This window comes from Clostridium sp. 10cd*, assembly GCF_044336395.1.
Classification (GTDB): domain Bacteria; phylum Bacillota_I; class Bacilli_A; order Erysipelotrichales; family Erysipelotrichaceae; genus Clostridium_AQ; species Clostridium_AQ innocuum.
In genome coordinates this window covers 1,424,105-1,449,222 of sequence record NZ_CP172347.1, presented here as the reverse complement: position 1 = coordinate 1,449,222, position 25,118 = coordinate 1,424,105, and the positions used below count along the sequence as shown (strand labels likewise).

Here is a 25,118-nt window from a genome sequence, read left to right as displayed (position 1 = left end):
CTCTCACCTATCATCTTCATCATCTACATATTTCCAATGGCAACCTTTATATTTCTTGCCAGACTTGCATGCTGCACTTACTCCTCCGCTGTTTGGAGTAGACAGATGTAGTTGTGCCTCCGTCGCTGAGGAGAAGATTTCACCACTCTCGATACAAAGCACCCTCTTTGCATTATGCTTGTAATTTGACTCAGCCCCGATGGATTTTGCCACGCGACTGACATTCGAGGTTGACATGCCCAATAAAGCTGCAATCTCCCGATAAGACTTATCGCCTTCTCGGATTAGCGTCTCTGCCTGAGCAATGACTTGCTTCGGAATACGTAAATCTGTCTCAAAACCGTTCTGACGAAGTACCTCTCCGACGGCGGTACCACTGCGTCCAACTGATTTCGCTATCGCAGTAATCGTCATCCCATTATTACGCAGCCTTATAATCTCCTTCTTTTCCTCGTCACTTATGGGTTTCGCCTTTGAATATCTTCTACAACTGCTAGTTAGCCTACGGACATAGGCATAAGCTGCGTCATATTTACAGGCAAGTTCATCTATTGACATACCGGCTTCGTAATCAGCGATGAGATTTTCAATATCAATCTTCTCACGTACAGGTCTAATGAGAGCGGTCATACCCGCCCTTCTTACAATCTCATAGCACTTTTTTGCGTCTATCCCGAATCTTTCAGCCAATTCATATCTAGTATAAACACGGGGGTTCTCAACAAGAAAATTGAGTAAAGGCTTATTGCGTTCTCTTGCACGGTTTAGCTGCCCGTCGAAGTCGAAGCCTATCTCCTCCAAACGGTGTATCTGCTCAGTATTAAGCCTGCCAGCACGATATACGTTTCGCAGATAACATATTGTCGAGTTTTTATCCACCTCAGTCATCTACATACTCCCAGTGATAGCCGCGATAACGATTGCCGGAACGACATGCACATGAGACACGGTTGCCATTCACAGAGTTAGGGCTGACGGACTTCTGAGCGTCATGAGCTGACAAGAAGACCTCACCTGTCTCGATACAACGTGTGCGCTTTCTTCCTTGCCGCCAATCGCTTTGTATACCGGCAGCGCTTGCGATACGGTGAACATTAGACCTGCTGATACCGAATCTATCAGCAATTGCCGCCCTACTCACTCCTTCTCTAAGACACTTCTCAATCTCTCCTATATCGGTTTTTGAAAGTTTTCTACTACCCGCTGCAATATCAGCCTCATTTAACACCTTTGCAACTGTGGCAGCATTTCGCCCGACAATATTGGCTATCTCAGTGAGGGACTTACCCTCCAAGCGCAGTGCGCAAATCCGCTCTGCCTCTTTGTTGTCTATAAACTTCGGCAAGGTTTTACCGGCTCTTCTCAGAATGGCTCTTACATAATCTACGGTAATTCCATAACGGACAGCCAAAGCATTTACATCTCGGATGTTCTCGTAGTCATCCAGAAGCCCCGCAATGTTCACGCGACCTCTTACAGGCTTTACTAACTCCTCTAACCCTTGATAACGTATTATTCTGTAACACACATTCCAATCAACATCGAATATATTCGCGATTTCAGAATATGTGTACTCATGCGGATATGTTCTCAAGAGGTCTGCAACTGACTCGCGTAGTGTCACGTCTCTTGCTTTCTGACCTATAAAGTCAAAGCCGATGTCATCCAACCGTCTAATCTGGTCTTCCCCCAACTTACCTTTCTTATATGCCTTTCTTACATCGGAGACGATTTGATTCAGGTTCTTATCTCTCATAGGATGCCTCCGTTCTGCGCCGCAACTTCCTCAAGGAAGGCAATCTTATCGTCGATGCTCATCTTCGGATTCAACGCCTCGCGAAGTTCAGCCGCGAGTTCGCGCGGGTCCTTAATCTCGTCAATGACATTAAAATCCTTTGGGTCGTGGATTGGCTTCTCACCACATTCCGTCATCTCACCATATGCGCGTTCCAAGCGCTTCTGCATCCCAGTGATGCCGCCGAGTGAGCCGAAGTTGTTGCAGAGGTCGAACACAAGCGGTGTGCCGTTACCGCCAGAGCTAAGTGCGCGACCGAGCTGCTGATGGAAAATGACAGGCGACTTCGTGGGACGCACCATCACGATTGCGTCGATGCCGCTGATATGCACGGCCTCGTTGAGCTGGTTGATGCAATAGAGCACCTTGAGGGCACCGCTATCATCGTCCTTGAACATCTGGAAGTCCTCTGTGCCTGCGGTCGGGTCGGCGCTGGTCGTCTTATAGACGTGGATGTTCTCGTTCACGCCATGGAACCATTCATGGCTCAACGCCATGAACTCTTGCAGCTTCTCATTGTTCGGGCAGAACACGATTATCTTCGCATCGCTTTTCTTCAAGTGCTTCGCGATGACCGTGTCAACCCCTCCGGCATCTTGCAGTGAGCGGCGCAACTCCTCGTACTTCTTCGTGAACTTCGAGTATTTCTTCTTGTCCTTGACCTTCTCGATGGAGACCTTCAACTCGCCAAACTCCTTGGGCGCATCGTAGAGCGCGATGACGTACTTCGGGATGGGCAGGATGCCGCGAAGCCAAGCCTCCTCAAGCTCCATGCTGCTGACGATGTTGCCCTCGAAAATCTCATCGGCCATATTGCGCCCGTCATCCGAGAAGCGAATTGGGGTCGCGCTGAAACCAAGCAGCTTCGCATCGGGACTGCCGTCGATGAACCACTGGACACCCTTGCTCCACTCCGGTGCCCCGCAATGATGGAACTCGTCTAGGATGATGTAGTCGTACTGTAAAGTTACATGCTCGCTCCTTGCATGTACCATCGCAGCGGAGTACGTCTTGAATTGCAGGTTATCGGGATGGAAGCCCGGTGCTATCTTCTCAAGGTTGTCCATCTGGTCGATGAACATGTAGTCGTTCGTGCCGAGAAGCAGGAAACGCTTATCGGGGTTGTCCTGAACCAGCTTCGCGATGATGACGAACTTGCCGGTGCCCGTCGGCTGGATGACGCAGGCGCGGTCGCTCTGCGAGAGCATATCGCATAGCTTGTCGTAGGCGATTTGGTTATGTTGGTAAAGCTCAATTTGAGAGTTCATATTAGTTGTCCTTTCCACTCTCTCGCTGAAACTCGCTAATCATCGACAACCTCCCAGTGAAATCCACCGGCTTTGTTGTTTATAGCGCGATAGATTTCCCTGCGGTCAATCCCCGTCTTCTCCATCGCCTTCCTCGTGCTCTCGAATACCTCACCAGTCTCGATACAACGAACTCTTACCCGAGCCTTTCCCCGTGGATGGTTGAAGAACTCATCGGATGGTTGCGGTTTCTCGGCATAGAAATAGTGATGCCCCCGTGTGGCATGTCCTTTTGTCACCGCATTGTAAAGAGTCGAACGGGGAACTCCGATGGCCCTTGCACACTCATTGAATGACTCGAACTTCTCGCCAGTCTCCAAACAGATGACAGGTTGTGTCTTTATCATTCTCATCCTTTCGCAAATCGTCGTTTATGTAAATCAGTATTTAGGACTCATCACTATCGCCATCGCTGAAATCATGGACTGTGATATAGACCTTATGCCTTGTTGCCTCTTCGCAAAGTTGACCGAGCACATCTGAGACTTTCAGGAACATGTCACCCTCTCGCGTCAGAATCCGAAATGTCTCCTCCGCGTTATAGGCATCCGCGCCGTATGTGTTCAGGAACTTCATGAGCTGGTTCAAGTTCACACCCTGTTTATGCAACTCGGTCGCAATCTCCTCGATGGGTCCTACATCAATCATCGTGACGTTCAGATTGTCGGAATGGATGAGTGCCGTGCGCACATAATCCGAAACCGTCATCCCTAATTTAGCGGCCTTGCGTTTGATGATTTCCCTTTCCTTATTTGTCACACGGACTTTCAGCCATATATCTCTGTTCGACAAACTCTTCTCCTCACTTTCATAAAACGGAACTTCTGAAACGGTGCCGCCGCCGTTTCCAAGTTCTGGGATTGCGAAAAGCCGCCTTTTCGCTGGTTGGAGAACGGTGGTCAGGTCCCTATCTTTAGGTACCTGATTATCGGTCGAGAACCCCCTTTCGGGTAGGCTCCTAAAGCCGTCCGAAAGCAAGATGGAAGGGTGGTTCAAATGCGGTTTTACCGCGTTTGTGGCCACACTTCCTACATCTTGCAACTCGAAGAGCGACTTTAGTCGGTGAGCACTGCTATTGTAGCAGTGCGAGAGCCTTCCCGGACGGGAAATAGGGGTGCCGCCGCCCCTATTTTCTGGCCGGGAAGGCGGTGTCTCCCGGAGCTTGCGGAGGGAGACAGAAAGGTGGGGTGCCGCCGCCCCACCTTTCTCAAATCCGCGAAACGCAGACAGATGATTTGGTATTCCCGACTTGGCAGTCATGTATTTTCAGACGCTCGCGAACGGATGGATGTACTTTGCTTCGGCATGGGAACGCCGCCCCGTGAACCGGTATCGCGTGATTCTCAAAATCGGTCGCGCCGTTTTCTGGATGGCGGTGAATCGAAAATCTCGGATGGCGGTGATGCGAGGCGGCGAATCTCAGAAGATGATTTCAGGCCACGGGTCTAATCGAAATTGGAAACGTACCAACGGCCATTCTCGACCACGATGCTGCTCCTGCCGAAATCGACATCGACAAAGATACCATCATCCTCGATGACGCGAATGTCCACGCCATCGAAGAAGTCAAAGTAGCCAACGATGTCGCTGTGAAGCTCATCCACGCACATGTCGCAAACGACCTTGCCGTTAGATTTATCGTAGATGAGGAACCCATCGTACTTCTCAGGGTCGGTGACGTAAGTGTCAAAGTCGATGATGCCGTTCTCGGTCTTCTCGGCGAAGCTGTTCAACATGCCGATGATGAAGACGGGCGCGTAATCGTGGAACATGCGATGTCCTTTCAAAATCAACCTGTTACTTGTCGAGGGCTTCGGCGAAGACGCAGCAGCGGTAACCCGCGCTCGACATGTCGCCCTCCTTGGGCGGGTCGTTGTGCTTGTAGAGCACAGCACGCCTTCCGGGCCAGTAGTCCGTACCGTCATCGTTCTTCTTGGCCCACAGCCATTCGGTCACCTTGCCGTATCGGAAATCTCCGATGAGCGGAGACGGAATCGTCTCGTCCTCGTCCTTCCCGAACGTGCGGTAGGTGATTTCGTATTTGTCGTAACCGGTCTTCGTGGAGACACGCTTCACGCCGACGATGGTGCAGTGAATCTTGGTCGCCATCGCCACGCGATAGGCTAGGTTGTTCTCATCCTCGGCATCGACGATTGCCCTTGCGCATAGACCTACTTCTACGGGTCTGGGTTGACGGCCCTTCTCGATGGCGGCGGTCATATAGGCCATCGGAAGAATCTCGCGATAGCGTTGGTCGGTCATCTTGTTCTTGCGCTCGTCCATATTGCGTCTCCCTTCGTCGCGGACGGCTGATATGGGAAACCGCCCACACGGGCGGCTCCATATTCCTACTTCAACTTCGCGACAAGCTCGATGATTCCCTCGCGCTGTCGGCTACCGAGACCCTGCACGCGGCGGTTCTCCGCGATGCCGAGCTTGCGCATGATGTCATCGGCCTTGGCCTTGCCGATGCCGGGGATGCACATCAGGAACTCGTGGACGCGGATGCGCTTGGCGCGGTCATCTGCAAGGGCGTCGGCAAGGGAAATCTCTCCCTTCTTCACGAGTTCCTTGAACTCCATACGCTCGCGCCGCGCCTCTGCTGAACGCTCAAGCGCGGCCTTGCGCTGCTCGTCGGTCATTTCGGGCAGGTTGTTGTTCTCCATTTTTTCTCTCCTTACTCTCCGGCATTGCCGGTTCGCTTGTTCTCAGATGCCGCCTTGCGCAAACGCCAGCGGCGGTTCGAGATGGACTTCATCGAACGCTTGATGATTGGTGAAAGCTCGCTATCGGGAATCCTCTGGATGAGAACCAACTTATCCTCGTCATCCGTCCACTTTCGCCGCTCGTACTTGAAGGCGGTCTGTGCGTAATAACGCTTGTGCTCGGCATGTCTGCGTTCACGTTTCGATGCGCTCAACTCGCTCAACCCTCTCATCTTCTGGAAATCTCGACGATGCTTCTTCTAAAAGACTTCATGCTCATCGCTCATGTCCAACTCGAAAAACTTCGCGTTACGCGGTAGAAACACCAACCGCACGGTATGTCCGCCATAGTAGAAGGGGCCACTGTATCGACACTTATGGATGGACAGCTCCGTCGCGGCCTCGTCCTCATCCTGCGCGATTGACAGAACGGCATCGCAACGCTCCATGGCATTCTTCACATCAGCGCTATCGTGCCAACCGTGCGCAGTCAACACGACCGCCGCATTGCAAGAGTCCGCGCACTTCTTCAAACAGTTGCAGAGGCTAGTGGGGCTGCAATCAAAATCATCCAATCCGTCTACCACAATCACGGTCGATTTCCCGCGCCCAGAATTATCGACATACGCAAACTCGCTGATAACATTCTCTAGCTCAACTACAGTAGATGGAATATCACGAAGTTTTATATCCACTTTGGAGAGGTCTTCTAAAGCAGTCAGAATCTCATCGCTCACGACATCGGCATTAGAATGCAATCGCAGGGCTGTATGAATGGAGGCGAGAGATTCTGACGCAAGCATCTTCGCAAAGCACAAATCGACGCCATCATGTGTAAAGAGAAGACACCTATGGCCTTGCGCGGCGGCATTAAGACAGATGTTCATCGCGAATGCGGATGTCCCCATGCCGGGTTTTGCAAGAACAGCCGTCACGGTCTTCGACAGCAGCCCACCGTTAAGTTCGGCATCTAAACCCGGCCAACCCGTCGGGATGAAAATCGACTTTTCAAAATTCAACTTCAACATGTCTACGCCGTCCACTTCTTGACCTCGACCACATCGTAGGTGGCGGCGAAACCGCTGGCCTTCGCACCGAGGGTGAGCGCGTCGCAGACGGCCACCGCCTTGTCGAATGACTCGCACCACGCGACGGCCACGCCGCCGACCACCATCACGACGTAAATCTTGTCGAGCTTCGCATCTGCCGTTGTCGCCATGTCGGCTCCTTTCACTTCGTCCTTCTTGAACGGTTCCGTGTATGCAGGCTTCTCTTTCGGCTGTTGCGCCTTCGCCTTGGGCCGCACCTTCTCCTTCATCTCCTCCAAGATTCGCGCGTCCATGTCGGCGCACCAATCGGTGTAGGCCTTGATGGCGTCCTTGTTGGTGGCGCAGTTGAACATGCGGCGGTCCATCTTGCCGTCGGGCATCTGGTACGTGCCCATGTACGTCGCCCCATGAGTCGGGCCGTAGAGCTTCCCGCGTCCGCCCTGTTGGTTGAATATGGGCTTATCGGGCTTCGACATCCGTCTCCTCCTTCACCTCGACCGCGACGCCCTCCTCGGCGGGCACGAGCCACGTGCGCCATTTAGAGGTAAACTTGCCCGCCTCGCCGTAGGCCGCGCGGAAGTTGCAGACGACGCAGATGCGCCCATCGCCGCCACGCGCGACCCCGATGACCGTGCCCAGACCGAACTTCTGGGAGAGGATTCGACCCCCGATGCGATAGCGGTTCCCGTAGGCATCGCTGGGGAGCGCATGGATGTACTTGTACACCCCGATTCGCTTTCCCATCGCGCACCGCCTACGCGAACTCGGCTTCGAGGAGGCGGTTGATGAGGACGGTCATGTTCTCACCCGTCTCCACCTTGTGATATTGGAGCCTCGTGTGCATGGACTTCGGGATGCGGACGTTGATGCACACCAGCTCATCGACCTCCGGCTGCGCGTGCTGGATGGAGGCCTGCTGGCGCTTGGACTTCTTCGCGGAGGCCATGAAGGCGTTGCTGTTGTTAGACATACTTCTCCTCCTTCTCATTGATGATGGAATCTGCCAGCTCCTCAAGAGCCGGGATGACGTGGCTGTGCGGGCTGTGCTCCGCGACCGACTTGCCCTCGGCTGCGGCCTGCGAGAGCGCGACCGCGCGGGGCACCTTCGCGATGACCGGCACCTGCTCGGACTCAAGGAACTCCACGAGCTGCTTGTCGAGCTTGCCGAACGCGTAGAAGTTGTTGACCACGAGGCGGATTGCCGCACCTGTGCCGGAGTCCTTGGCGATTTGGTAGGTGCGCATGGTCGGCTCCACATCGCGTGTGCTCGGGAGCATGGGGATGAGGATGACATCGGCGGCGCGGCACCAATCGCCCATGCCGTCGTTCAGGACGCCCGCCGTATCGACAATCTGGTAATCGCAGGACTCGGCGTAGTCCGGGTCATCGCAGACCTCGTGAACGGAGCCGCCCTGCGGGTCGGTGGAGACGAACGCCACCGTGGAGCCTCGGCGCTCAAGCGCGAACGCCAGCTCGTCGGCGAGGGTGGTCTTGCCCACACCGCCCTTCTGGTTGAGGAACAGAATCGTGAACATATACATCAGTCCTTTCGTGTCTCGATTCATGAGTCGCTTAATCCGCGAGGCCGCGCTTGCGGTACTCGCGGCAGAGGGTGCGGACCGTCACGGCATAGATGGTGAACAGCGCGGTGAACAGGAACGCGACCGCGAGCACTTCGGGTGCGCTCAGGCCGATATAGCAGCCCAAGGCGAGGGAGACGATAGCGCCCATCGGTGCCGCAGCGGCCACCATGATGGCGAGGCCCCCGTCGATGGGGCGAGGGTTCCGGGCCATATGCCCTCCCTTGGACTTCATCCACATCACTCCCCCCACCAGTCATCGGCCCCGTCGGGGTCGGCGGACGACGCGGCCTTGCATAACGCGAGGGCGAAAAGGAACAGGGCGGCGAGGGCGACCATCGACGCCACGGACCAGACCCAACCGCCCAGACGCCATGCGAGCGCGGCGATTGCCGCAAATTCCACGAGGATGGTGGCCGGGACCCCGTATTCCACCATTCCGACCTTGACCTTATCCGAGATAGCCATATGCGGGACCTTTCATAGATGTCAGACTTGGAACGAGATGAGGATGAAGATAAGCGCGAGGAGGGCGAACAGGGAGATTCGCAGCATCCGTGCGCGGGTCATCCTCCTCCGCGCGAAGATGTAGGCGGCGTCGTGGGCGATGCCGGATGCCGCGAGCACGACCGCCAGCATCAGGGACGCCCAGCCGACCGCGAATAGGACGGGTCTCACGACCGGACCTAGAACGGGATGTCCTCGTCATAGAGGTCGAGTTCGGGTTCGGGGACCGGGGCGGGTGCCGCGTGGGACGGCTCGTAAGGGGTCGCGGGCGCGTCGCCGGTCTGCTCGCGCTTGCCGCCGCTGAACTCAAGCTGGTCAACGATGACGCTCAGCTCATGGCGCTTCTCATCGTCCTTGACCCACTGCGAGTAGCGCAGCTTGCCGTCGATGGTGACCTTGGTGCCCTTCAAGAGGTACTTGGACAGCTTCTCGGCGCGGGTGCCGAACAGGGAGCACTTGACGAACACGGGGGCATCGACGTACTCGCCCTCGGCGTTCTTGCGCTTCTCGTTGACCGCGACGGTGAACCCCGCGACCGCGAGGCCGCTGGCGGTGGCGCGCATCTCCACGTCGCGCGTCAGGTTGCCCTCGATGATGACTCGGTTGATTGCCATGCCTGAATCCAATCTACTCGGATGTGACTACCTGCCTTTTCGGCACTACCAATATAGCAAACTACAATGCCAGTATAGTTGAAATGTAGTAACCTCCATATCTTCTACACGCCGTGTACGTCGGACGTGCCAAGGCCGCGCGATTCCTGCGGTACGCCCTCCATGTACTCCTCAAGCACGATGACCTCGCCCGGTTCGACCCCATCTTCATCAAGTCCCTGCTCGCGCACCAGATAACCGTCGAACGCCAACTTGGCGATGTTGTCCACGCAACCGATGTAATAATCCTCGCACCAAGTGTCGTATATCTCCTTGGACACCTGCGCCACCGACCTGTCAACGACCTCGGCGATGTCGAGGAACGAGCACCCGGTGGCGAAGAAAGCCACGGTCTCAGCCCATTTCCTAGCTTCGCTGACGCGCCTCTTGCCGTAACGGGCACGTGCCCGTTCGAGCGTGAGGCCATGCTGCTCAAGGCTCGTGCGGATAATCCGCTCGGCCTTCTCACCCTCCCCTGCCACGCCGCGCCAACTACCGATGCCGATGGACTGGCGGAGCCAACCGCACCCGTGGGACTCGAAGAACGCATCCAAATCGGCGTAGCTCACGGGCTTGCGCCACCACGGAGCACACCAATCACCCAAGTCATATATGGAATTGATACCGAACGGGCTGTCTACCTCTTTTTGCAAAGCCAAACGCATGGTCAGCAGGTAATGGCAATCGCAGATTCCGTTGTCCTCGACAAGGTTCTCCATCTTCTTCATCCTCCCAATCCTTCAACAAATCAAGGAGGGGTCGCCGGTCTTCCGGTGCCCCTCCCATGCCGCGCCTAGCGCTTTCCAAAGCTCGTGACCGAGAAGAAGTCCCCATTGCCGACGGTCTTCCGCACACGGTAATAAATCCCCTCTGCGCAAGTCTCCTTCGCTATGACAACATCGGAGGGTCTGACGTTCTTCCATCCGTACATCTCGCGAACCCACTTGTCGAGGAACGCCTTGGTGGGGTGGAATGAACGGGAAGAGACATTGCGGTAGAAGTCGCGCCTCGCCCTCTCGCGCCTCTTGGCCTTCGCTCCATCCGCCTCATGGGCATCATCGACGTACCAATCACCATCGACCTTGAAGAACACACGCTCGCTGATGACGTTCCCCGGCTCGACCCAATCGAAGGACCCCTTCGGGGCGCGGCACTCGAACAGGATGCGCGAGTCCAACCCCCGCAAATTCGCGAAGCGACCGTCCTCAGCCACCTCTTTCAACTCGGGGCGGCGGATGCCGACGGCGACGCGCTCGCGACCACGGGAGAGGAAATGCACGCCCACGACATCGCTGTAACTCGCATTGTCCATCTCAAGGACCCAGCCGTCCTCGATGTAGCGATGCACGATGCCCGTGATGATGGCGTTCAGGTCGTTGCGCTTCATGTAGGTTCCTTCCCTTGGGTCTTAACGTGCTTTAATTATAGCAACCTACAATACTATAAATATGGTAACACAGTATGCCACATAGACTCTCCATAAGGAAGGGGCACCCTCGCGGATGCCCCTCTTGCCACCTAGTCGAAGACGAAGCGACCATCTTGGACGTGCATCTTCTCGCCATCGAACGTGTAGCGCCAGATGCGCGGGTCCTTCTCCTCTGCCTCGTCCCAGTTCTCCATGAACACGAGGACCGAACCCGCCCCGATGACGGGGGCGCAGGCCTCGAAGACGGCACGGCCCATGTCATCCCTGTACGCGGCGATGCCGCTGTCCTCGAAGAAGACGAAATCAATGCCATCCTCGGTCTCGTCCTCCACCGAGAAGCCGAGCCAGTTGAGGATGCCGCGCGGCCCCTCCTTCTCGGCATCGAACCAGAACTCGCCGCTCTGCGACTCCTCGTCGTAATCCCCGGCAAGCGCCTCCCTCATGCCCGCGTCCAGCGCCAGCTCGACGAACCTGCCGTAATCCTTCCTCTTGATGGAGAGGATGCCCTTCAACAGGACCGTCTTGTCCTCACACTTAATCTTCCTCCACCAGTCGCACTTCGGCTCGAACATGTCGGTTCCTTTCTCTCGGTTGCCTGTGGCTTAATTATAGCAACGTGCCGTACTACCAATGTAGTAAACTACAATCCTACACGCCCTCTCCACAAGGTCGCCCCCGCAGGGAACATGGGTCATAGGGGCTTGCCCCTATCCTTGCCCTCCCTCATCCGTCACCCATGCGAACCAGCCGCCATCTCTGCAACATCGCTCTTCTTGTGACCGTCACCCCTCCCGCCTCTCTCCCTGCCTTCCCACCGTCCCGATTTGCGGCTCCGTGAGAAAAAACGACCCCACAGAATCGCTCCTGTGGGGTCTTGAATGTCACCCATGTCCCAGATGACCTATGTCGGATGATGCCGCCTAAAATCGGCTCACAGCGCGTCAGGCGGGAAACGAGCAGTTCACGGCATCATGCAGCCGTAGTCTCGTCATCATCGTTCTTGCCGAGTCGATGCGCGAAGGATGTCCGTCTGGTATGTCATCTGCATCATCCTTCCATGTAATCAGGAGTATACCTTATGTGGGCGGGCCACGGGGGTGTCGATGCCCCATGACCCGCCGTCATCCTATGAGCGCATCCGCGCTGCGCCTCGCGGTTCCTCTCCATTCCCTTTCGTATCGGTGCGTTTCGGTGCGAATCCACTGCACGTCAGCTCTTGGCACTGCCGTCTCACCTCGCGTCGAGGCCCCTCGCACATATCATATCCCTCTCGGTTCAGCGCCCTTCAACACGCTGCTTTTCTTTTCCATCTCGCAGCTTTGCCGGTCTTACCCGTGGTGCCGTATCTGTGTATATGGGTCGCGCGGTCAGTCCTCTTTGGCGACCTCCTCCCACTCGAAGCGGCCCTTGCCGCTGTTGCGCCATTGGAACAGGCCGCGCAGGGCACCGTAGTCCAGCCACTCGCGCACGGTCTCCGCGTCCTTGGGGTTCATCACGAGGATGCTGAACTCAAGCACGGTACCGGCTGGGACGGTCTCGGATGCGGCCAGCGCCACGCGCTCGCCGGAGGCGGAGCTGGCGCGAAGCGGGCGCTCGCAGCGACCGCACTCGGCACCCTTGGGGAGCTGGAACGGGATTCTGCGCTGCTCCACGAACACGGTGCCGTCGATAACCTTCTTGAAGGCCGTCAGCTTGCTCGAACGGGTACCGGGCACGCGGCGCAGGGCCGAGCAGGCGTCCTTGAAGAAGCCCTTGATTTGGTAGTCCCAGCAGAAGGGCACGCCATCCTCCGTGCGGGGGAAGCAGGTGGTCGCGTCCTCCACGGCATCCATGCCCTCGATGACCCCGACCTCCTCAGCGCCGTTCTCCGGCTCGGGGGCCTTCGAGGCAATCCAGTTGCCGTAAATCTCGGGGTCGCCGGGGGTCATGCCCAGAGCCTCCTCAAGCAGGATCAGGCGCACGGCGATTCGCTCACCGATGCCCTCAAGGCGGTTCCCGTCCTTCTTCATGATACGTACCATCCTTCCATGGTCCTCGGCACCGTCCCTTCGGTGCCGTCTGCTGCCTACAATCATAGCAAACTATAAAACAATAATGATGGAAACATTGAGACGCATAATTCCATCATGACTTGGGAGACCCTACCCCCTCCCCTTATGGCCGAACTTCTCACGCAGGAGCCTCATGCGCCCCGTCAATGCGTTGGCGAAGACCTCCTCGGCAAGGAAGTCGCGGAAGCCACCACCGACACCCGTCACCCGCCTCACGCGGTAGGGCTTGACGGACAGGAAGCCCTCGCCGACGGCCACGGCCATATCCAAGGTCGGGTACGCGCCGATGGCGGACCAGCGCCATTGCTCCCCGTCCGGCACCCAGACCTCCAAGCTGTAAACGGTGTCCATGCCATCCACGGCGACCGCCTACTCCCCAATCTCCTCGGCGATTTCACCGGCGATATGCAGAAGCTCGCTTCGGCAGTAATCCATCTTCCGGGCGTAGGACTGCATGATGACCGAAAGCTCGGCGTTCAAGAGCGCAAGCTCGTCATAGCAATCCGCCAATGCTCGGTGCGCGTCCGTGCGCTCGATTCCGAGGATGTCGCGCAGGCTGTCCATGGAGCGGCTGGGCAGGTCGGGCCACAGCTCCCTCGCCACCTCCAACGTGTCGATGACATAGGGGTAGATGAAGACGCGACCGGATTTGGCGGCTGCGGCCTGCACGAACGGGATGTCGAAGGAGGCGATGTTGTGCCCCGCGAGGGTCGCGTCTTCCCCGATGAAGTCGAGGAACGCGTCGAGCGCGTCGCCGATGGCGGGAGCGCCCTTGAGCATATCGTCGGTGATGCCGTTGACGCGCCCCGCCGCCTCGGGCATAGACCCCTCAATCGCCACGAGCGTCGAGAACAAGCCCTGCGGCAGGCCGTCCTTCACGCCGATGGCGGCAATCTCGCAAATCTGGTCGCTATCAGGGTGCAGCCCCGTGGTCTCGATGTCGAACACGACGTAATCGTACTTGGATTCCATTCCATTCTCCCTCTCGATTGAAAAAGGGCCGCGCCACCTGCGACACGGCCCCGCAAAAGGTCATCTCCGACTGTTAGTCGCGCACGACCTTCTCCAACATGACCATACCCGGCGCGTCCTCGTCACCGCTGACGGGCACGGCGCTGAGATGCACCGAACCCTCCTTCAACGCGGCAGTGAATCCCGCGACGGCGATGTCCTCGATTTCCCCGCGCAGGGCGAAGGCGGCATCCACCCAGCCCTCACCGCGCACCCACACCGGGAACGGAGTCGCCGAGACCATGAACATGCGCAGGTCCCCATCACCGGGCAGCTCGTCGGAGTCGGTCGTGCCACCGCCCTCCCGATGGAGCGGGCAACCCTCGCAATCATCGTCACGGAACAGCTCGCAGAACAGCTCCTTGATGATGTCGGGGGCACCATCATCATCGTCATCCTCGCAACGCGCCTCCTCCTCAGCCAAGGCCGCAGCAGCCGCACGGGCGTTCGCAGCCTCCTCGGCGAGCGTGGGGCGGTGGATGGCATCAGGTTCGCGCAAAGCGTCGTTCTTGACGGTCTCCATCAGCGCGACGGCCTCGGCAATCTCCACGGGGGAGGAACAGGCGGTGAGGTTCAGCAGGTCATGGCCGCACCCGCACGTCCATTCATCCTCCTTCCGCACGACCACGGTCCTGCCGCAATCGGGGCACCAGCCCACCAGATACATCTCGTCCTTCTTGTCAGCCATATCTCAATCCTTTCCCTTGATGGCTAGATAATCTCGTCCCTCAGTATACCTTTCGGGTTCGGGTAGCAATCGCGCATCGTCCAGCGCTGGGACACGAACTCGACGCAATCCCGCATCTCAGGTAGGAGCTGCGCAACCGCCTCCTCCTTGCTGCGGGCGCGGCAAACTGCGGTGTCCATGCCCAGCTTGTGCTTCCGCGTGGGCACCTTGCGCCGCAGCTTGATGAAGAAGTAGTAATCCATGGTGTCGTTCCCTTCCCTTCTCCTAATAGTTCAGATGACGGACGCAGGTGTTCTCATACGCCCGGTTCATCAGCCAATCCGGCACATCCTCACCGAAAGGCTCGTAATAACGCGCGACCTGACCCGGACGCGCCACGAGGACGGTGATGAGCTTGCGCGAATGCGCGTTGAACACGAGGACTATTCCCGTGCTCGTGAGCACATGGACCTCGCAACCGGCGCGGTGCCCGGTGTCCACGAGGCACTGGCGGACGATGTGGCCGAAACCCACCGTCTTGGCGATGCGCATAATGCGCTCATGGCGGTCGCGGTGGAAGTGCCCGCTCTCGCGGAGACGGCCAAGCTCACGGCGGAACGCGTCGAGGTTCCCGCCGACCTTGCGCTCGATGACGTGGAAGTAGCTGCCCATGGCGTGTCCTTTCCGTTGTGCCGCTATCATCATAGCAAACTACCAACCCACAAATATGGTAAAGTAGGAAGCTACACATATCGCACACAACCTTTTCCATGGACACGCATTGGGCAGCTCGGCGTGCCAAGGAAAGGGGCACCATGCCGGGTGCCCCTTCCATCGTCCGTCTAGTCGATGCCGTATGACTTGCAGAGGTACTGGGCGTATGCCTCGCAGAGCAGACCCACATGGTCGCTAACCCCGTCATAGTAGCGCCGCTCGCACTCCTCGACCGCCTCCGGTGAAACATACTCACCGATTACCTCGTCGTAATAGTCAACCGAATCGAAGTCGATGCGGTCGAAGAGATTCGCCCACTGCCAGACCTCGCGATTACAGCTATCGGCATACGGGAACACGCTGTCACCGAAATCCGCCAGCGACCGCAGCATATACACCTGTTCGACCGCACCGTAATGCTCCACATCGCCATCGCATTGCGGTGCGCGGTACTCGTGGTAGCCGTTGGTAACGTACTGGCCGATGCCGCCGTTGCAAATCTGGTAGTCCATATTGATGACGGAGCTGAGGGCGCTGACTTCGTGGAATTGGGTCGGCATGAGCGCGGCCTTGTCACAGGTGAGCAACTTGTCAATCCAGTCGGTGCCCTCGTCGGCCTCCGTGAAGCGGCTGTGCGCCAGCTTGACATCCTTGTCCAGACCCTCAAGCTCGATGCCCTTGTACTTCATGGTGGGGTTCCTTCCCTCGTGGTTGCCTGTGGCTTAATTATATCAACCTATCATGCTATCAATGTGGTAAACTACATTCCTACATACCTTCTTCACAAGGTCGCCCCTGCGTGGAACTGGGTCATAGGGGCTTGCCCCTATCCTTGCCCTCCCCCATCCGCCACCCATGCGGACCACCCGCCATCTCTGCACCGCCGCCATCTCTGGAACCGTCAACCCTTTCTCCTCCCTCCTTGCCTTCCCTCCCTCTCCGTCCATGAGAAAAGGGGCCGCGCCGAGGCGCAACCCCTTCCGTGCGGGCATCTCCCCGCTTCTCCAGTCCGCTCTTTGCTCTGCTATTCCCTTTCGCATCCCATCTGAACTTGGCAACTCAGCTCCTTATCGAGTCACGTCAAGTCGGTTGAAGTCTTCGCTCTTCCATCGCCGAGCATGTCAGCTCTTTTCGTCTCCTTGCCATCTCTCCGCTCTTCGACGCTATCCGAAGCCTTTCCACCGCATCGCTGGTCTTACCTGAGGTGCCATATCGGTGGGAACGGGAGATTGGCGGCTAATCGGCTGCGTAGCGCTCCGGCTCGGCCTCCATGAGGGAGACGGTGAGTTCGATTTTCTCACAGTCAAGAAGGTTGGCGATACGCCCCTTGATGTCATGAGCCACCTGACGGTACAGCTCGCTGAACAGGGGGATAGATTCATCCATCAGCCCGTTGTCCTCCATCTCATCGAGCCTGTCGAGGACCATCTGCCCGCAGAGCGAAAACCCCTCCATCACCGCCGCATCTTCCCCCAACAGCTTCTTCGGGTCGTACACCTCTGGGTTGTAATAACTCATGTCGATTTCCTTCCATCATCATGCAATCCAAGGGGTGCAGCACCCCATAGTTGGGATATGGAGTGCTGCCGGGAAACTGGGTTCGTTCGCAGGTGTTGGTAGCGCCTGCGAATAACTGAAAACGAGGTCGAGACTCGTATCAGCTCCCATACATCCCCGTACCGGCTAACCCCCGTGTGCGAACGGTGAGAGGGGCAATGCCTATGAACACGTTTCTTGAAGTCCTGAATGCCCTCGCCGGTACGGGTACATCATACATCATCGCCGTCGAAGCCAAGAATCTCCCCATCCTCATCCATCGAGCGGTGAGGTTGACCGTCCACGACACCGCCGACCGTCACCCCCTTGTCGAAGAACTCGCCCGTCTCCAACTCGCGCTCCCAGCGCTCGACCATCTCGTCCGTTATTGTTCGACCACCAGCAGCTACCCATGACTTGCCCATCTAAAACCTACCGCCTGTCGTCTAATCCGCCTTGCCTCCGCGCATCGTGCGGACAGCCCTGCGCACCATCGCGCCGAGGCTCTTGTCGAGTCTCACGCCAAGGAACGACTCAAGAGAGGCGGTATCCTTGAACACGATGACGCTGTTCACCATCGCCGCATTGAGATATGCCGGAAGTTCGTCATAGATGGCCTTCACCTCGAACTTGAGCGTCCTATCGGCATCAGAGCCATCCGGTTTGTATTCCACCCCTTGATTGTTTGGACGCACCTTGAACTGCGAGGGGTCTACGCGCCATGCCTCAAGCAGCTTCTCCCTCGCCACACGGGCGGTCGCGGTCTCACCGATGAAATCGCGGAACGTCAAGGGCGTGTTCCACGTATCGGACTCGCCAGCCTCCTTAAACATCTCCCGCAACGTGACACTCGACAGGTTCAGGAGGTCTGGAAGATAGTCTCGCGACCCGACACGTATCATGTCCTCCATCTCCTCGACCAGCGGTTCCATGCGGGCAAGGTATTCGAGGAAGAAGGCGGTTGTGAGCCTCCCAATCGAATCGCTCAGAGTCTTCTTGCCGACCGTGCCGACCTCGCGGTCGATGCGAACCTCCGTCCGTATGGGAACAGAGCGCTTCGCCAGCTCGGGTTTCAATCCGCCCATCTTGTTCACCGTCAACGTGTAGATGGGGCTGAGGACATCTTCGCGGTTCAACCAAGCCCCGTCGCGCTTTATGATTGCGTCGGCATTCGTCTGGAATCGCTTCCACGGCATATCGTCAATCAGCAATCCCATCTCTGGGCAGAGGCTATTGATTGCCTTGATTCCAGTCGGTGTCCACTCCTCGTGTGACACCTTGCCCGTCTGCGGAGAACCGTACATCGCTTGCAGGCACAGCTCCATAAAGGTGGTCTTGCCCGCATTGGAGTCACCGTAAAGAATGCAGTATAGGGGGAACAGCGTGAAGGAATAACCGTGGCGCATCGCGACTTTTCGCACCCTCGTCATGAACGGCGCGGTGAACATGAAGGCGAGCACCTTGAAGAACTGCTGCTTCGTGACCTCGACATCACCTATGAACGAATCGTACCCGCGCATGATGTCGGAGATGCGGTGCGCATCATCCACCCACGCGCCCTCCGGCTGAACTTCATACGCCTCCCCGTTCAACGTCGCCGCGCCGCTCTCGGTGTCATAATGGAACTTCGGATAGGCGACCGCACGCACCTCACGCTCTGCTTTGGCCTCCCTTGCCGCGCGAATGACGCGACGCACCTCATCAGGGATGATGACGCGACCACCGGTGACCGGCTTGTAGTCCACCTTATGCTCTCGCATCGCGGCATATTGTTCGCGCTCCTCCTCCGTCATGTCCTTCGGGTTGAAGGTGTAGAAGGTCTCAACCTCATCGTCATCCTCCGGCATGTCGCAGAGGTAGACGACCCCCTTCGCCCGCATGACCGGCACCACCTCTAACTCACCTTCGGAGTCCCCGGCGACACTCGCGAAATCGACCATGGCGGCGGGTTCCAACGGCGTCGTGGACGACATTCCCTTCAACGACTCGAAGCGTGCGAGGCGGTTATCAAACATCACGACATCGCCGTCGAAGCAGGTTATCTCCTCGTACTGACCGCCCGTGAAGGCTCGTTTGGAGAGGTTCGCTGAACCCGTGATGATGCGGCAGCGCCCATCGTCGGCAGACAGTATGTACAGCTTCTCATGCGACATCTTGCGCATGTTGAAGTAGATGCGCACGGAGCCGTCCTTGACGCGTTCCACGAGTTGCTTCCGCTTGGAAAGGCGCTTCATCTCCAACTTTTGGTGCATGGCGACATCCACGATGTCGGGTCGCACGGTGTTCATGGAGCCGATGATTATCTCGACATCCTCGAACATGTCGGCAACCGTCTCCACGAAGCCTAGCCCATATGAGAACGTGATGACCCTCAGATGGTCGAAGCCACCGAACAGGGCCTTGTAATCCATCCTCCGCTGGTCGATGAATTTCGAGTAGATGACCTCGATACCTCCCTTGGTCTCGTCGGCGAACAGGCTCTCCTGACGCAATTCCATTTCCCCTCCTATGCCTGAACCGTCTCCATCAATGCGTCGATGTAGCCGCGCACGCGCTCCGCCAGATGCACGGGGCACTTGATGTAGACCTTATCCTCGTCTCCCGGTTTCATCGGCTCGGTGCTCTCCGTGGATGCGGCCAGCGCCGCCGTAGGCGCATCCACATCGAACAGAGCGCCTTGAGACGGCTCGTGTACCTCCTCGACCTTGGCGGCGAGGGAGTCGTAGAACTCGATGACCGACTCGTTGGCGTAGAGGCGCTGCCGCTCTATCTTCGGCCACACGGTGAGTCCATCAAAGGTGGTGCAGCGGGACAGGGCGACGTAGAGCATGCCCGCGCCGAACACCTTGGAGTGGACGGCGCAGCGCTCGAAGGTCTGACCCTGCGACTTGTGGATGGTGATGGCGAACGCGAGGCGAAGAGGGATTTGCGTGAATGACCCCACCGTGTCGGTTACTAGCTCCTGCGCGGGGTTGCCGTCATCGCCGATGAAGTCCCGCACGGAGGATTTCAGCACTTTCCACTCCTTCTCGGTCACCTCGACGGGGTACTCGCAGTCATCGAACTCGACTATCACGCTATCCGCCCCGACTTCCGAGATGGTCCCCAGCGAGCCATTCGCAAGACCGTGGTCTGGCATGTTCGCCAGCAGCATCACGCGTGCGCCCTCCACGAGACGGAGCTTATCGTCAGTTGGCTTGTCCGAGGGCTTCACATCTCCGTAGGAGTACGCCGTATACGTCCGCGCCCTCGCGCCCATGCGCTCCAATTCCCCCACGCGCTCGTCATTGATGGTGGATGCCATGCGATTCGTCGCGCACAGCCACAGGTCATCCTCCGGTGCCCGCTTGCGGTCGGATATGGAGCGCTCGTTGAAATAGCCGATGCAGTCCCTATCGCCGATGCGGGCGCGGTTGAGCTGGCCGATGAACTCGGGGTCGCTCTGGCGCACAACCTCGGTGAGGACGTGCGGTTCAAAATCCATGCCCTTCCACAGCTGCGACTTGAAGGCGTAGCCGTCATCGTTGCCCGGCCACAGCTGCATCAGCACCTTGCGGTCATCATCGGTCACGACCGGCGGGAGCTGGAAGAAATCGCCCACGAGCACGACCTGCTTCCTACCCGAGACGCGCTTGGCTGCGAGCACCATGTTCATGACGCGCTCGAACAGGTCGATGCGGCACATGGATACCTCGTCGATGATGATGACCTCGGCCTTGTTGAGCACCTTGCGCGTGAGCGTCTTCTTGTTCTCGTCGTGCGGGTCGAGCACGCCGAAACCCACCTGCAAGGTGCGGTGGATGGTCGTGCCGTTATGCAAGTTCTGCGCGGCTATCCCCGTCGGGGCCATGGCGAGGTAGGGAACCTCGCGCTCCTCAAGCTCCTCGATGAATGCGTTGAGCACGTAGCTCTTGCCCGTGCCCGCGTTTCCCGATAGGAACACGTTGCGGCCAGACAGCAGGGCGTCCATGGCCTCCGCCTGACCGGGCGTGAACGTGCGCTCCTCCTCTTCCATGCGACCCCTTCCAAGTCGAGATGATGCTATATGGATATGATTATATCAGACTATAAAGCAACAATGATGCAAATCCACAATACCATGAGATGCGCACAGAGCGTCATCGGTCGGACTTTCCATCTCGGGCCTGCTCTTCGGAACGACCCGCGCCGTTCAGCTGCTCGGCTGCCCTGCCGCACTCCCTCTGGGTCGATTTGAGGGTGTATCGCCCGTCACGGTCGCCGACCTCATGGACGGTTCCCTCAAGCTCGCCACGAGAGCCATTCACGATTGTCGGCGCGACCCACTTGATTTCGAGGCCGGTGGGGTTCTCCCTCGGGCCGGTCCAGTACCCGTGCCAATGGCCGCGCCTGACATGGGGTGCCACATGCCGTCCGGTCTTGCCGCCATCCTGACCCTTCGCCTCATGCTCGTAGACGCGGCGCACCTCCCCGAGCTGCGGCGCGACGCGGAATCCCACGTCATGGACGGTGCAATCGGTCTGGCGGCTCTTGCGGGTCTGGTTCTTCTGGGGGACGTAGACCGTGCGCACATCGGCCTCCTTGGAGGAGATGTACATGAGGGTGCCGAGAATTTTTTCCATATCAGACACCCCTGCCGCTTCCATCTGCAATCTGGATGCCATTTCGAGACTATCATCTTTGGCTACGATGCCGGTCTCCACCGCCATCTCAATCTTCGCCTCTTCGGCTATCGCCAAGGTCCCAATGGCTGCGGCATCTTTGCAATCACCGATGCTTTTATAATCTTCAAGTGTGATTGGTATCGGAGCGATGGTGTTATCCATTCCCATCATAAAATCGACCTGTCCATTGAGGGCGGCTATGTGAAATCCCTCGGCGTCACGAAAGCAGAAATAGCCCTCGCGCTCGACCGTGCCGCTCAGCTCGTGACCCCTGAAAACAAAGGGAAACTCTATCGTCTCGCGATGTTAGATGAACACGCAATCGTAAGGCAGCCTGTCCAACAGCGACATCGGAAACTCCTCCGCCTCGTCAATCGACATCTCGTCCCAAAGCGCGTCATTCATCCGGTAGACCTGCTTATTCTCCTCCCAATAGCCAAGGACGTCCTTCTCCATCTTCTTCAAGTTGCCGTAATGCGCCCTCGCCCTGTCGGCCCACACCTGAGCCGGTACCTTGCTCGCCGGTATCTTCATGTCGGTCTCCTCTCGAACCGTGTATGCCATGCGCCCCCATTATCCATCGCGTGAGCCGTCGAGTCATGTGCGCAGCCGTGAATCGACGGGGAGGGCGATGCCTCTGGGGAGTCCGAGGGGATGAAGTTCCCTCGTCATCCTCGACATGGGCATATCCAATCATCCCAAGGCTCGTCAAGGTCATCTGATGATGCGAAGGTCTCGGGGATGCGGTCGTGGTGCGCGGCATGGGCGAGTCCGTATATCCGCCCCGGCGCATCGCCGTCCCATGTGCGCGTGATGCGCTCGGCAACCGCCTCCTCCCCAAGCCCCGTGATTGCCGCCATATCGGCGAGGGTGCATCCGGTGGCGAGGAAGGCCACGGTCATCGCGACCGACTCCGCCCGCCTCACGTAGAGCGCACCTAAGCCATCTGCCCCGCCTCCCAAGGGGATGCCGTGCAGGTGCATCACATCCGAGAACACGAACGCGGCTTGTCCGTACTGCTCTCCATCGTCAAGAAGGCTCCCGCCGTACCGCTTGAGGAATAATCGCAGCCTACATGGCGTGAGAGGCTTCTTGTACCAAGGCTCCTCGCAGCCGCTCATGAGCAACGAGGCCTCGTCCCAGAAGGGGCTTTCCACCCCGGCTTGCAGGGCGAGTCGTTCGACCATGAGGTAACAGGCGGCTGTCCCCAAATCGCCTTCGCGCATATCCGGCATATCCCCTCCCCGACCTCTTATCTAGGTGCTATCACATCAAACCACAATACCATCAGGATAGATTAGTATCTATCTATATGAGCCACATGCCAAAGGGCACCCTCTCGGGTGCCCCACGGTGTCACCATCCCCGGTTCTCCCGTTCGGCCCTGCGGCGCTCGCGCTCGACGCGACGGCGGGCGAACTCCGCTTGGATGCGGCGGTCTCGGAGCATACCGGCGATGTAGAGCGAGACGGTCGCGATGACGATGCAGGCGATTCCCAGGCAGAACTCGACCACCGTGCCGTCGCAATACCCGTAGACGCGGGCGCAGACAACGGCATCCTCGCAGAGGAACACACCGCTCCCGCCGAAACAGAGACCCGCGACCGTGTACTTCTCGGTCTTGTCCATCTTCCCCATGTCCCCATCCCTCCCTCATTGGCTTGTGTTAATAGTATTGTATCAAACTACAATACTATAAATGTAGTAAGAAGGGTATCCACATATCCATCATAAAGAAGGGCACCCTCCCGGATGCCCTCGCTTGGGTATATGCCCTGCCCTCACCATCGCGCGATATATACGTCTCGGTACTTGAAGAAGGGCACCAACCGTGGTGCCCTTCGCGTTTCCATTTCCGGCTACTCGTTGAAGTAGCAACGCGAATTGAACCAATCCGCCACCTCATGGAAGGCGTCTGCATCCACGTCCCACGGCATGACCACCCATATCTCGGTGAAGGGGTCGTTCGCCTTCCACTGGTCCACATCCTCCGCGAACACCACATGGAGGTCTGGCCGCTCGGCTCCCAACTCCTCCGCACGTCCGCGAGCCAGCTCGACAAGCTCCGGGTAGCCCATGCCGAGGTCCGCTGCGTAGCTCCCGTCATACATGGCGGAGAGCGGACGCAGTACCGCCCATCCCACTCAACAAGGTAGCACTCCACCCCGTAGCCGTCCGACCACAAATCGTCCAGCACGCGCCTGAGTTGCACGGGAAGCTCCTCCGGCCCGATTTCGCGCCCATCGGGGGCGGTGAGGTCCGCAGTCGCGTTCGACCAGTAGCGGTGCCCCTCCGGGTACTCACCCTTCTTCAACGTGTACAGCATGTCATTTCCTCTCTTCTCGATTGCCTGTGCCCTAATTATATCAATATGGTATCCTACTAATGTAGCAAACCATATTCCTACATAGTCTTTCCATGAAAAGGGGCACCCCATCGGATGCCCCTCGAAATCCCCTACTACTGCAACGCGATGCCGCATCCGGTCAACGGCTCGCCCTCGCGATACTGACGGTCAAGCTCCTCAAGCTCAAGCCTCCGCCACTTACGCGCGTTCTCTGCGTCCCCGAAACATCCCGCGTTCTCGTGCTCGCAGATTTCCTCAATGTAGTAATCTTTCACCTGACGGCACTTCTGCTTGTACTCTTCCTCGCGCTCCATTTCCCTTCTCCCTTCTCTCGGTTGCCTGTGGCTTAATTATATCAATATAGCATTCTACCAATATAGTAAACAATAATACTACATAATCCTTCCATGAAAAAGGGCACCCTCTCGGATGCCCCTCACGTGATTACCAGAAGGCGTAGAACGCGGGAGTTTGCCGAATACCGCCGCTGTAGCTGACATGCATCCTGACCTCGAACCCGCGCTGGCGCAGGATTTCGAGGGCCTTTTCCTTCGCCCCATCCATGCAGTCGCAATAGAAGAGACACGATTCTCTCTCCCCCAGCTCCGCGTCTTGGCGAATCCTGCGCTCGCAGCGCTCAAGCGCTTCCATCACCTTTCCGTCACCGCTCATATCGCGAGCCATATCCGCAGTAAGCATACCCGGTTCCTTCCTCTCTCGGTCTTACCGTGCCTTAATTATATCAACCTATCATGCTATCAATGTGGTAAACTACATTCCTACATACCTTCTTCACAAGGTCGCCCCCGCAGGGAACATGGGTCATAGGGGCTAAGCCCCTATCCTTGCCCTTCCCCTCTCTCGTCACCCATGTGAACAAGCAGCCCTATCCACAGCACCGCGCTTCCCGTGACCGTCAACCAACCCTCCTCTCTCCCTGCCTTTCTTTCCGCCTTCCCATGAGAAAAGGAGCCGCGCCGAAGCGCGACCCCTTCCGTGTGTAATTCCATAGCCAAGCCATTCGCGACTCCGCCACGCTCTTCCTTCTCAGGTCCAATCTTGGCCGCGATACTCTTTTCCACCGCATCGCCGGTCTTACCCGAGGTGCCGTATCGGTGGGACCC

General features: G+C 57.7%; 38 protein-coding genes. All 38 read right to left on the bottom strand.

Annotation, left to right across the window (positions count from 1 at the left end; translation table 11 throughout):
• Positions 1 to 3: 3 nt before the first annotated feature.
• On the bottom strand, positions 4 to 888 hold the full coding sequence (locus ACG3M1_RS07185; protein WP_395815086.1) for a hypothetical protein: 885 nt from the start codon (positions 886 to 888) through the stop codon (positions 4 to 6).
• Positions 881 to 1,756, bottom strand: a complete 876-nt coding sequence (locus ACG3M1_RS07180) for a helix-turn-helix domain-containing protein (protein ID WP_395815083.1) — start codon at positions 1,754 to 1,756, stop codon at positions 881 to 883. The genes ACG3M1_RS07185 and ACG3M1_RS07180 overlap by 8 nt, the downstream gene beginning before the upstream one ends.
• Positions 1,753 to 3,063, bottom strand: a complete 1,311-nt coding sequence (locus ACG3M1_RS07175; protein ID WP_303143844.1) for a DEAD/DEAH box helicase — start codon at positions 3,061 to 3,063, stop codon at positions 1,753 to 1,755. Before ACG3M1_RS07175 ends, ACG3M1_RS07180 begins: the two co-directional genes overlap by 4 nt.
• A gap of 426 nt (positions 3,064 to 3,489) precedes the next feature.
• Positions 3,490 to 4,125, bottom strand: a complete 636-nt coding sequence (locus ACG3M1_RS07170) for a plasmid mobilization protein (protein WP_395814789.1) — start codon at positions 4,123 to 4,125, stop codon at positions 3,490 to 3,492.
• Between the two features lie 422 nt (positions 4,126 to 4,547).
• A complete protein-coding gene (locus tag ACG3M1_RS07165; protein WP_227402155.1) occupies positions 4,548 to 4,889 on the bottom strand; it encodes a hypothetical protein in 342 nt (113 codons plus the stop codon).
• Positions 4,890 to 4,899: 10 nt separating this feature from the next.
• Positions 4,900 to 5,385 carry a hypothetical protein gene (locus ACG3M1_RS07160; RefSeq protein ID WP_129980607.1) on the bottom strand — a complete coding sequence of 162 codons (486 nt, stop codon included), beginning with the start codon at positions 5,383 to 5,385 and terminating at the stop codon, positions 4,900 to 4,902.
• A gap of 65 nt (positions 5,386 to 5,450) precedes the next feature.
• Complete coding sequence (gene mihF, locus ACG3M1_RS07155; RefSeq protein WP_395814786.1) at positions 5,451 to 5,768, bottom strand: integration host factor, actinobacterial type; 318 nt, start codon at positions 5,766 to 5,768, stop codon at positions 5,451 to 5,453.
• Positions 5,769 to 5,779: 11 nt separating this feature from the next.
• Positions 5,780 to 6,031, bottom strand: coding sequence for a hypothetical protein (locus tag ACG3M1_RS07150; protein WP_257340314.1), 252 nt, complete (start codon positions 6,029 to 6,031; stop codon positions 5,780 to 5,782).
• Positions 6,032 to 6,067: 36 nt separating this feature from the next.
• Positions 6,068 to 6,835 carry an RAD55 family ATPase gene (locus ACG3M1_RS07145; RefSeq protein ID WP_395814783.1) on the bottom strand — a complete coding sequence of 256 codons (768 nt, stop codon included), beginning with the start codon at positions 6,833 to 6,835 and terminating at the stop codon, positions 6,068 to 6,070.
• Positions 6,836 to 6,837: 2 nt separating this feature from the next.
• A complete protein-coding gene (locus ACG3M1_RS07140; RefSeq protein ID WP_395814780.1) occupies positions 6,838 to 7,332 on the bottom strand; it encodes a hypothetical protein in 495 nt (164 codons plus the stop codon).
• Positions 7,316 to 7,600 (bottom strand): hypothetical protein, encoded by a 285-nt coding sequence (locus ACG3M1_RS07135; protein ID WP_395814777.1) that lies wholly within the window; start codon positions 7,598 to 7,600, stop codon positions 7,316 to 7,318. The genes ACG3M1_RS07140 and ACG3M1_RS07135 overlap by 17 nt, the downstream gene beginning before the upstream one ends.
• Positions 7,601 to 7,610: 10 nt before the next feature.
• The gene (locus ACG3M1_RS07130) at positions 7,611 to 7,826 is read right to left on the bottom strand and encodes a hypothetical protein (protein ID WP_227032118.1); all 216 of its coding nucleotides are present in this window, start codon (positions 7,824 to 7,826) and stop codon (positions 7,611 to 7,613) included.
• Positions 7,819 to 8,391, bottom strand: coding sequence for a P-loop NTPase (locus ACG3M1_RS07125; RefSeq protein WP_395815080.1), 573 nt, complete (start codon positions 8,389 to 8,391; stop codon positions 7,819 to 7,821). Before ACG3M1_RS07125 ends, ACG3M1_RS07130 begins: the two co-directional genes overlap by 8 nt.
• 37 nt (positions 8,392 to 8,428) lie before the next feature.
• Complete coding sequence (locus ACG3M1_RS07120; RefSeq protein ID WP_395814774.1) at positions 8,429 to 8,671, bottom strand: hypothetical protein; 243 nt, start codon at positions 8,669 to 8,671, stop codon at positions 8,429 to 8,431.
• Positions 8,672 to 8,676: 5 nt separating this feature from the next.
• Positions 8,677 to 8,904 (bottom strand): hypothetical protein, encoded by a 228-nt coding sequence (locus tag ACG3M1_RS07115; protein ID WP_395814771.1) that lies wholly within the window; start codon positions 8,902 to 8,904, stop codon positions 8,677 to 8,679.
• Positions 8,905 to 8,925: 21 nt separating this feature from the next.
• Positions 8,926 to 9,075 carry a hypothetical protein gene (locus tag ACG3M1_RS07110; protein WP_227402163.1) on the bottom strand — a complete coding sequence of 50 codons (150 nt, stop codon included), beginning with the start codon at positions 9,073 to 9,075 and terminating at the stop codon, positions 8,926 to 8,928.
• A 47-nt stretch (positions 9,076 to 9,122) separates the two neighbouring features.
• Positions 9,123 to 9,557, bottom strand: coding sequence for a single-stranded DNA-binding protein (locus ACG3M1_RS07105; protein WP_227402164.1), 435 nt, complete (start codon positions 9,555 to 9,557; stop codon positions 9,123 to 9,125).
• Positions 9,558 to 9,661: 104 nt separating this feature from the next.
• Positions 9,662 to 10,324 (bottom strand): hypothetical protein, encoded by a 663-nt coding sequence (locus tag ACG3M1_RS07100; RefSeq protein ID WP_395814769.1) that lies wholly within the window; start codon positions 10,322 to 10,324, stop codon positions 9,662 to 9,664.
• Between the two features lie 65 nt (positions 10,325 to 10,389).
• Positions 10,390 to 10,983, bottom strand: coding sequence for a hypothetical protein (locus ACG3M1_RS07095; RefSeq protein ID WP_021420664.1), 594 nt, complete (start codon positions 10,981 to 10,983; stop codon positions 10,390 to 10,392).
• Between the two features lie 131 nt (positions 10,984 to 11,114).
• Complete coding sequence (locus ACG3M1_RS07090) at positions 11,115 to 11,597, bottom strand: hypothetical protein (protein WP_395814766.1); 483 nt, start codon at positions 11,595 to 11,597, stop codon at positions 11,115 to 11,117.
• Between the two features lie 795 nt (positions 11,598 to 12,392).
• Positions 12,393 to 13,034 (bottom strand): hypothetical protein, encoded by a 642-nt coding sequence (locus ACG3M1_RS07085; protein WP_395814763.1) that lies wholly within the window; start codon positions 13,032 to 13,034, stop codon positions 12,393 to 12,395.
• A 132-nt stretch (positions 13,035 to 13,166) separates the two neighbouring features.
• Entirely contained in the window at positions 13,167 to 13,436 is a 270-nt protein-coding gene (locus tag ACG3M1_RS07080; RefSeq protein WP_161808251.1) for a hypothetical protein, read from the bottom strand.
• Between the two features lie 9 nt (positions 13,437 to 13,445).
• Positions 13,446 to 14,048 carry a PolC-type DNA polymerase III gene (locus ACG3M1_RS07075; RefSeq protein WP_395814760.1) on the bottom strand — a complete coding sequence of 201 codons (603 nt, stop codon included), beginning with the start codon at positions 14,046 to 14,048 and terminating at the stop codon, positions 13,446 to 13,448.
• Between the two features lie 73 nt (positions 14,049 to 14,121).
• Positions 14,122 to 14,775, bottom strand: coding sequence for a hypothetical protein (locus ACG3M1_RS07070; protein ID WP_257340320.1), 654 nt, complete (start codon positions 14,773 to 14,775; stop codon positions 14,122 to 14,124).
• A gap of 23 nt (positions 14,776 to 14,798) precedes the next feature.
• Positions 14,799 to 15,017 (bottom strand): hypothetical protein, encoded by a 219-nt coding sequence (locus ACG3M1_RS07065; RefSeq protein WP_250832307.1) that lies wholly within the window; start codon positions 15,015 to 15,017, stop codon positions 14,799 to 14,801.
• 22 nt (positions 15,018 to 15,039) lie between these two features.
• Positions 15,040 to 15,426: a hypothetical protein gene (locus tag ACG3M1_RS07060; protein ID WP_395815077.1), complete on the bottom strand. Its 387-nt coding sequence runs from the start codon at positions 15,424 to 15,426 to the stop codon at positions 15,040 to 15,042.
• Between the two features lie 170 nt (positions 15,427 to 15,596).
• Positions 15,597 to 16,157: a DMP19 family protein gene (locus tag ACG3M1_RS07055; RefSeq protein WP_395815074.1), complete on the bottom strand. Its 561-nt coding sequence runs from the start codon at positions 16,155 to 16,157 to the stop codon at positions 15,597 to 15,599.
• A 547-nt stretch (positions 16,158 to 16,704) separates the two neighbouring features.
• Positions 16,705 to 16,986: a hypothetical protein gene (locus ACG3M1_RS07050; RefSeq protein WP_227402180.1), complete on the bottom strand. Its 282-nt coding sequence runs from the start codon at positions 16,984 to 16,986 to the stop codon at positions 16,705 to 16,707.
• Between the two features lie 251 nt (positions 16,987 to 17,237).
• Positions 17,238 to 17,429, bottom strand: coding sequence for a hypothetical protein (locus tag ACG3M1_RS07045; protein ID WP_395814751.1), 192 nt, complete (start codon positions 17,427 to 17,429; stop codon positions 17,238 to 17,240).
• A 21-nt stretch (positions 17,430 to 17,450) separates the two neighbouring features.
• Positions 17,451 to 19,502 (bottom strand): phospholipase D family protein, encoded by a 2,052-nt coding sequence (locus tag ACG3M1_RS07040; RefSeq protein WP_021420673.1) that lies wholly within the window; start codon positions 19,500 to 19,502, stop codon positions 17,451 to 17,453.
• Positions 19,503 to 19,510: 8 nt separating this feature from the next.
• On the bottom strand, positions 19,511 to 21,019 hold the full coding sequence (locus ACG3M1_RS07035; protein ID WP_052015748.1) for an ATP-dependent DNA helicase: 1,509 nt from the start codon (positions 21,017 to 21,019) through the stop codon (positions 19,511 to 19,513).
• A gap of 103 nt (positions 21,020 to 21,122) precedes the next feature.
• A complete protein-coding gene (locus ACG3M1_RS07030; protein WP_395815071.1) occupies positions 21,123 to 21,818 on the bottom strand; it encodes a hypothetical protein in 696 nt (231 codons plus the stop codon).
• Between the two features lie 135 nt (positions 21,819 to 21,953).
• On the bottom strand, positions 21,954 to 22,181 hold the full coding sequence (locus tag ACG3M1_RS07025; RefSeq protein ID WP_395815068.1) for a hypothetical protein: 228 nt from the start codon (positions 22,179 to 22,181) through the stop codon (positions 21,954 to 21,956).
• A 134-nt stretch (positions 22,182 to 22,315) separates the two neighbouring features.
• A complete protein-coding gene (locus ACG3M1_RS07020) occupies positions 22,316 to 22,882 on the bottom strand; it encodes a hypothetical protein (RefSeq protein ID WP_270854865.1) in 567 nt (188 codons plus the stop codon).
• A 121-nt stretch (positions 22,883 to 23,003) separates the two neighbouring features.
• A complete protein-coding gene (locus ACG3M1_RS07015) occupies positions 23,004 to 23,285 on the bottom strand; it encodes a hypothetical protein (RefSeq protein ID WP_395814744.1) in 282 nt (93 codons plus the stop codon).
• A gap of 221 nt (positions 23,286 to 23,506) precedes the next feature.
• Positions 23,507 to 23,725 carry a hypothetical protein gene (locus tag ACG3M1_RS07010; protein ID WP_395815065.1) on the bottom strand — a complete coding sequence of 73 codons (219 nt, stop codon included), beginning with the start codon at positions 23,723 to 23,725 and terminating at the stop codon, positions 23,507 to 23,509.
• A gap of 382 nt (positions 23,726 to 24,107) precedes the next feature.
• Positions 24,108 to 24,308, bottom strand: coding sequence for a hypothetical protein (locus ACG3M1_RS07005; protein ID WP_270854861.1), 201 nt, complete (start codon positions 24,306 to 24,308; stop codon positions 24,108 to 24,110).
• 130 nt (positions 24,309 to 24,438) lie between these two features.
• Positions 24,439 to 24,693, bottom strand: a complete 255-nt coding sequence (locus tag ACG3M1_RS07000) for a hypothetical protein (protein WP_395814738.1) — start codon at positions 24,691 to 24,693, stop codon at positions 24,439 to 24,441.
• Positions 24,694 to 25,118 lie beyond the last annotated feature (425 nt).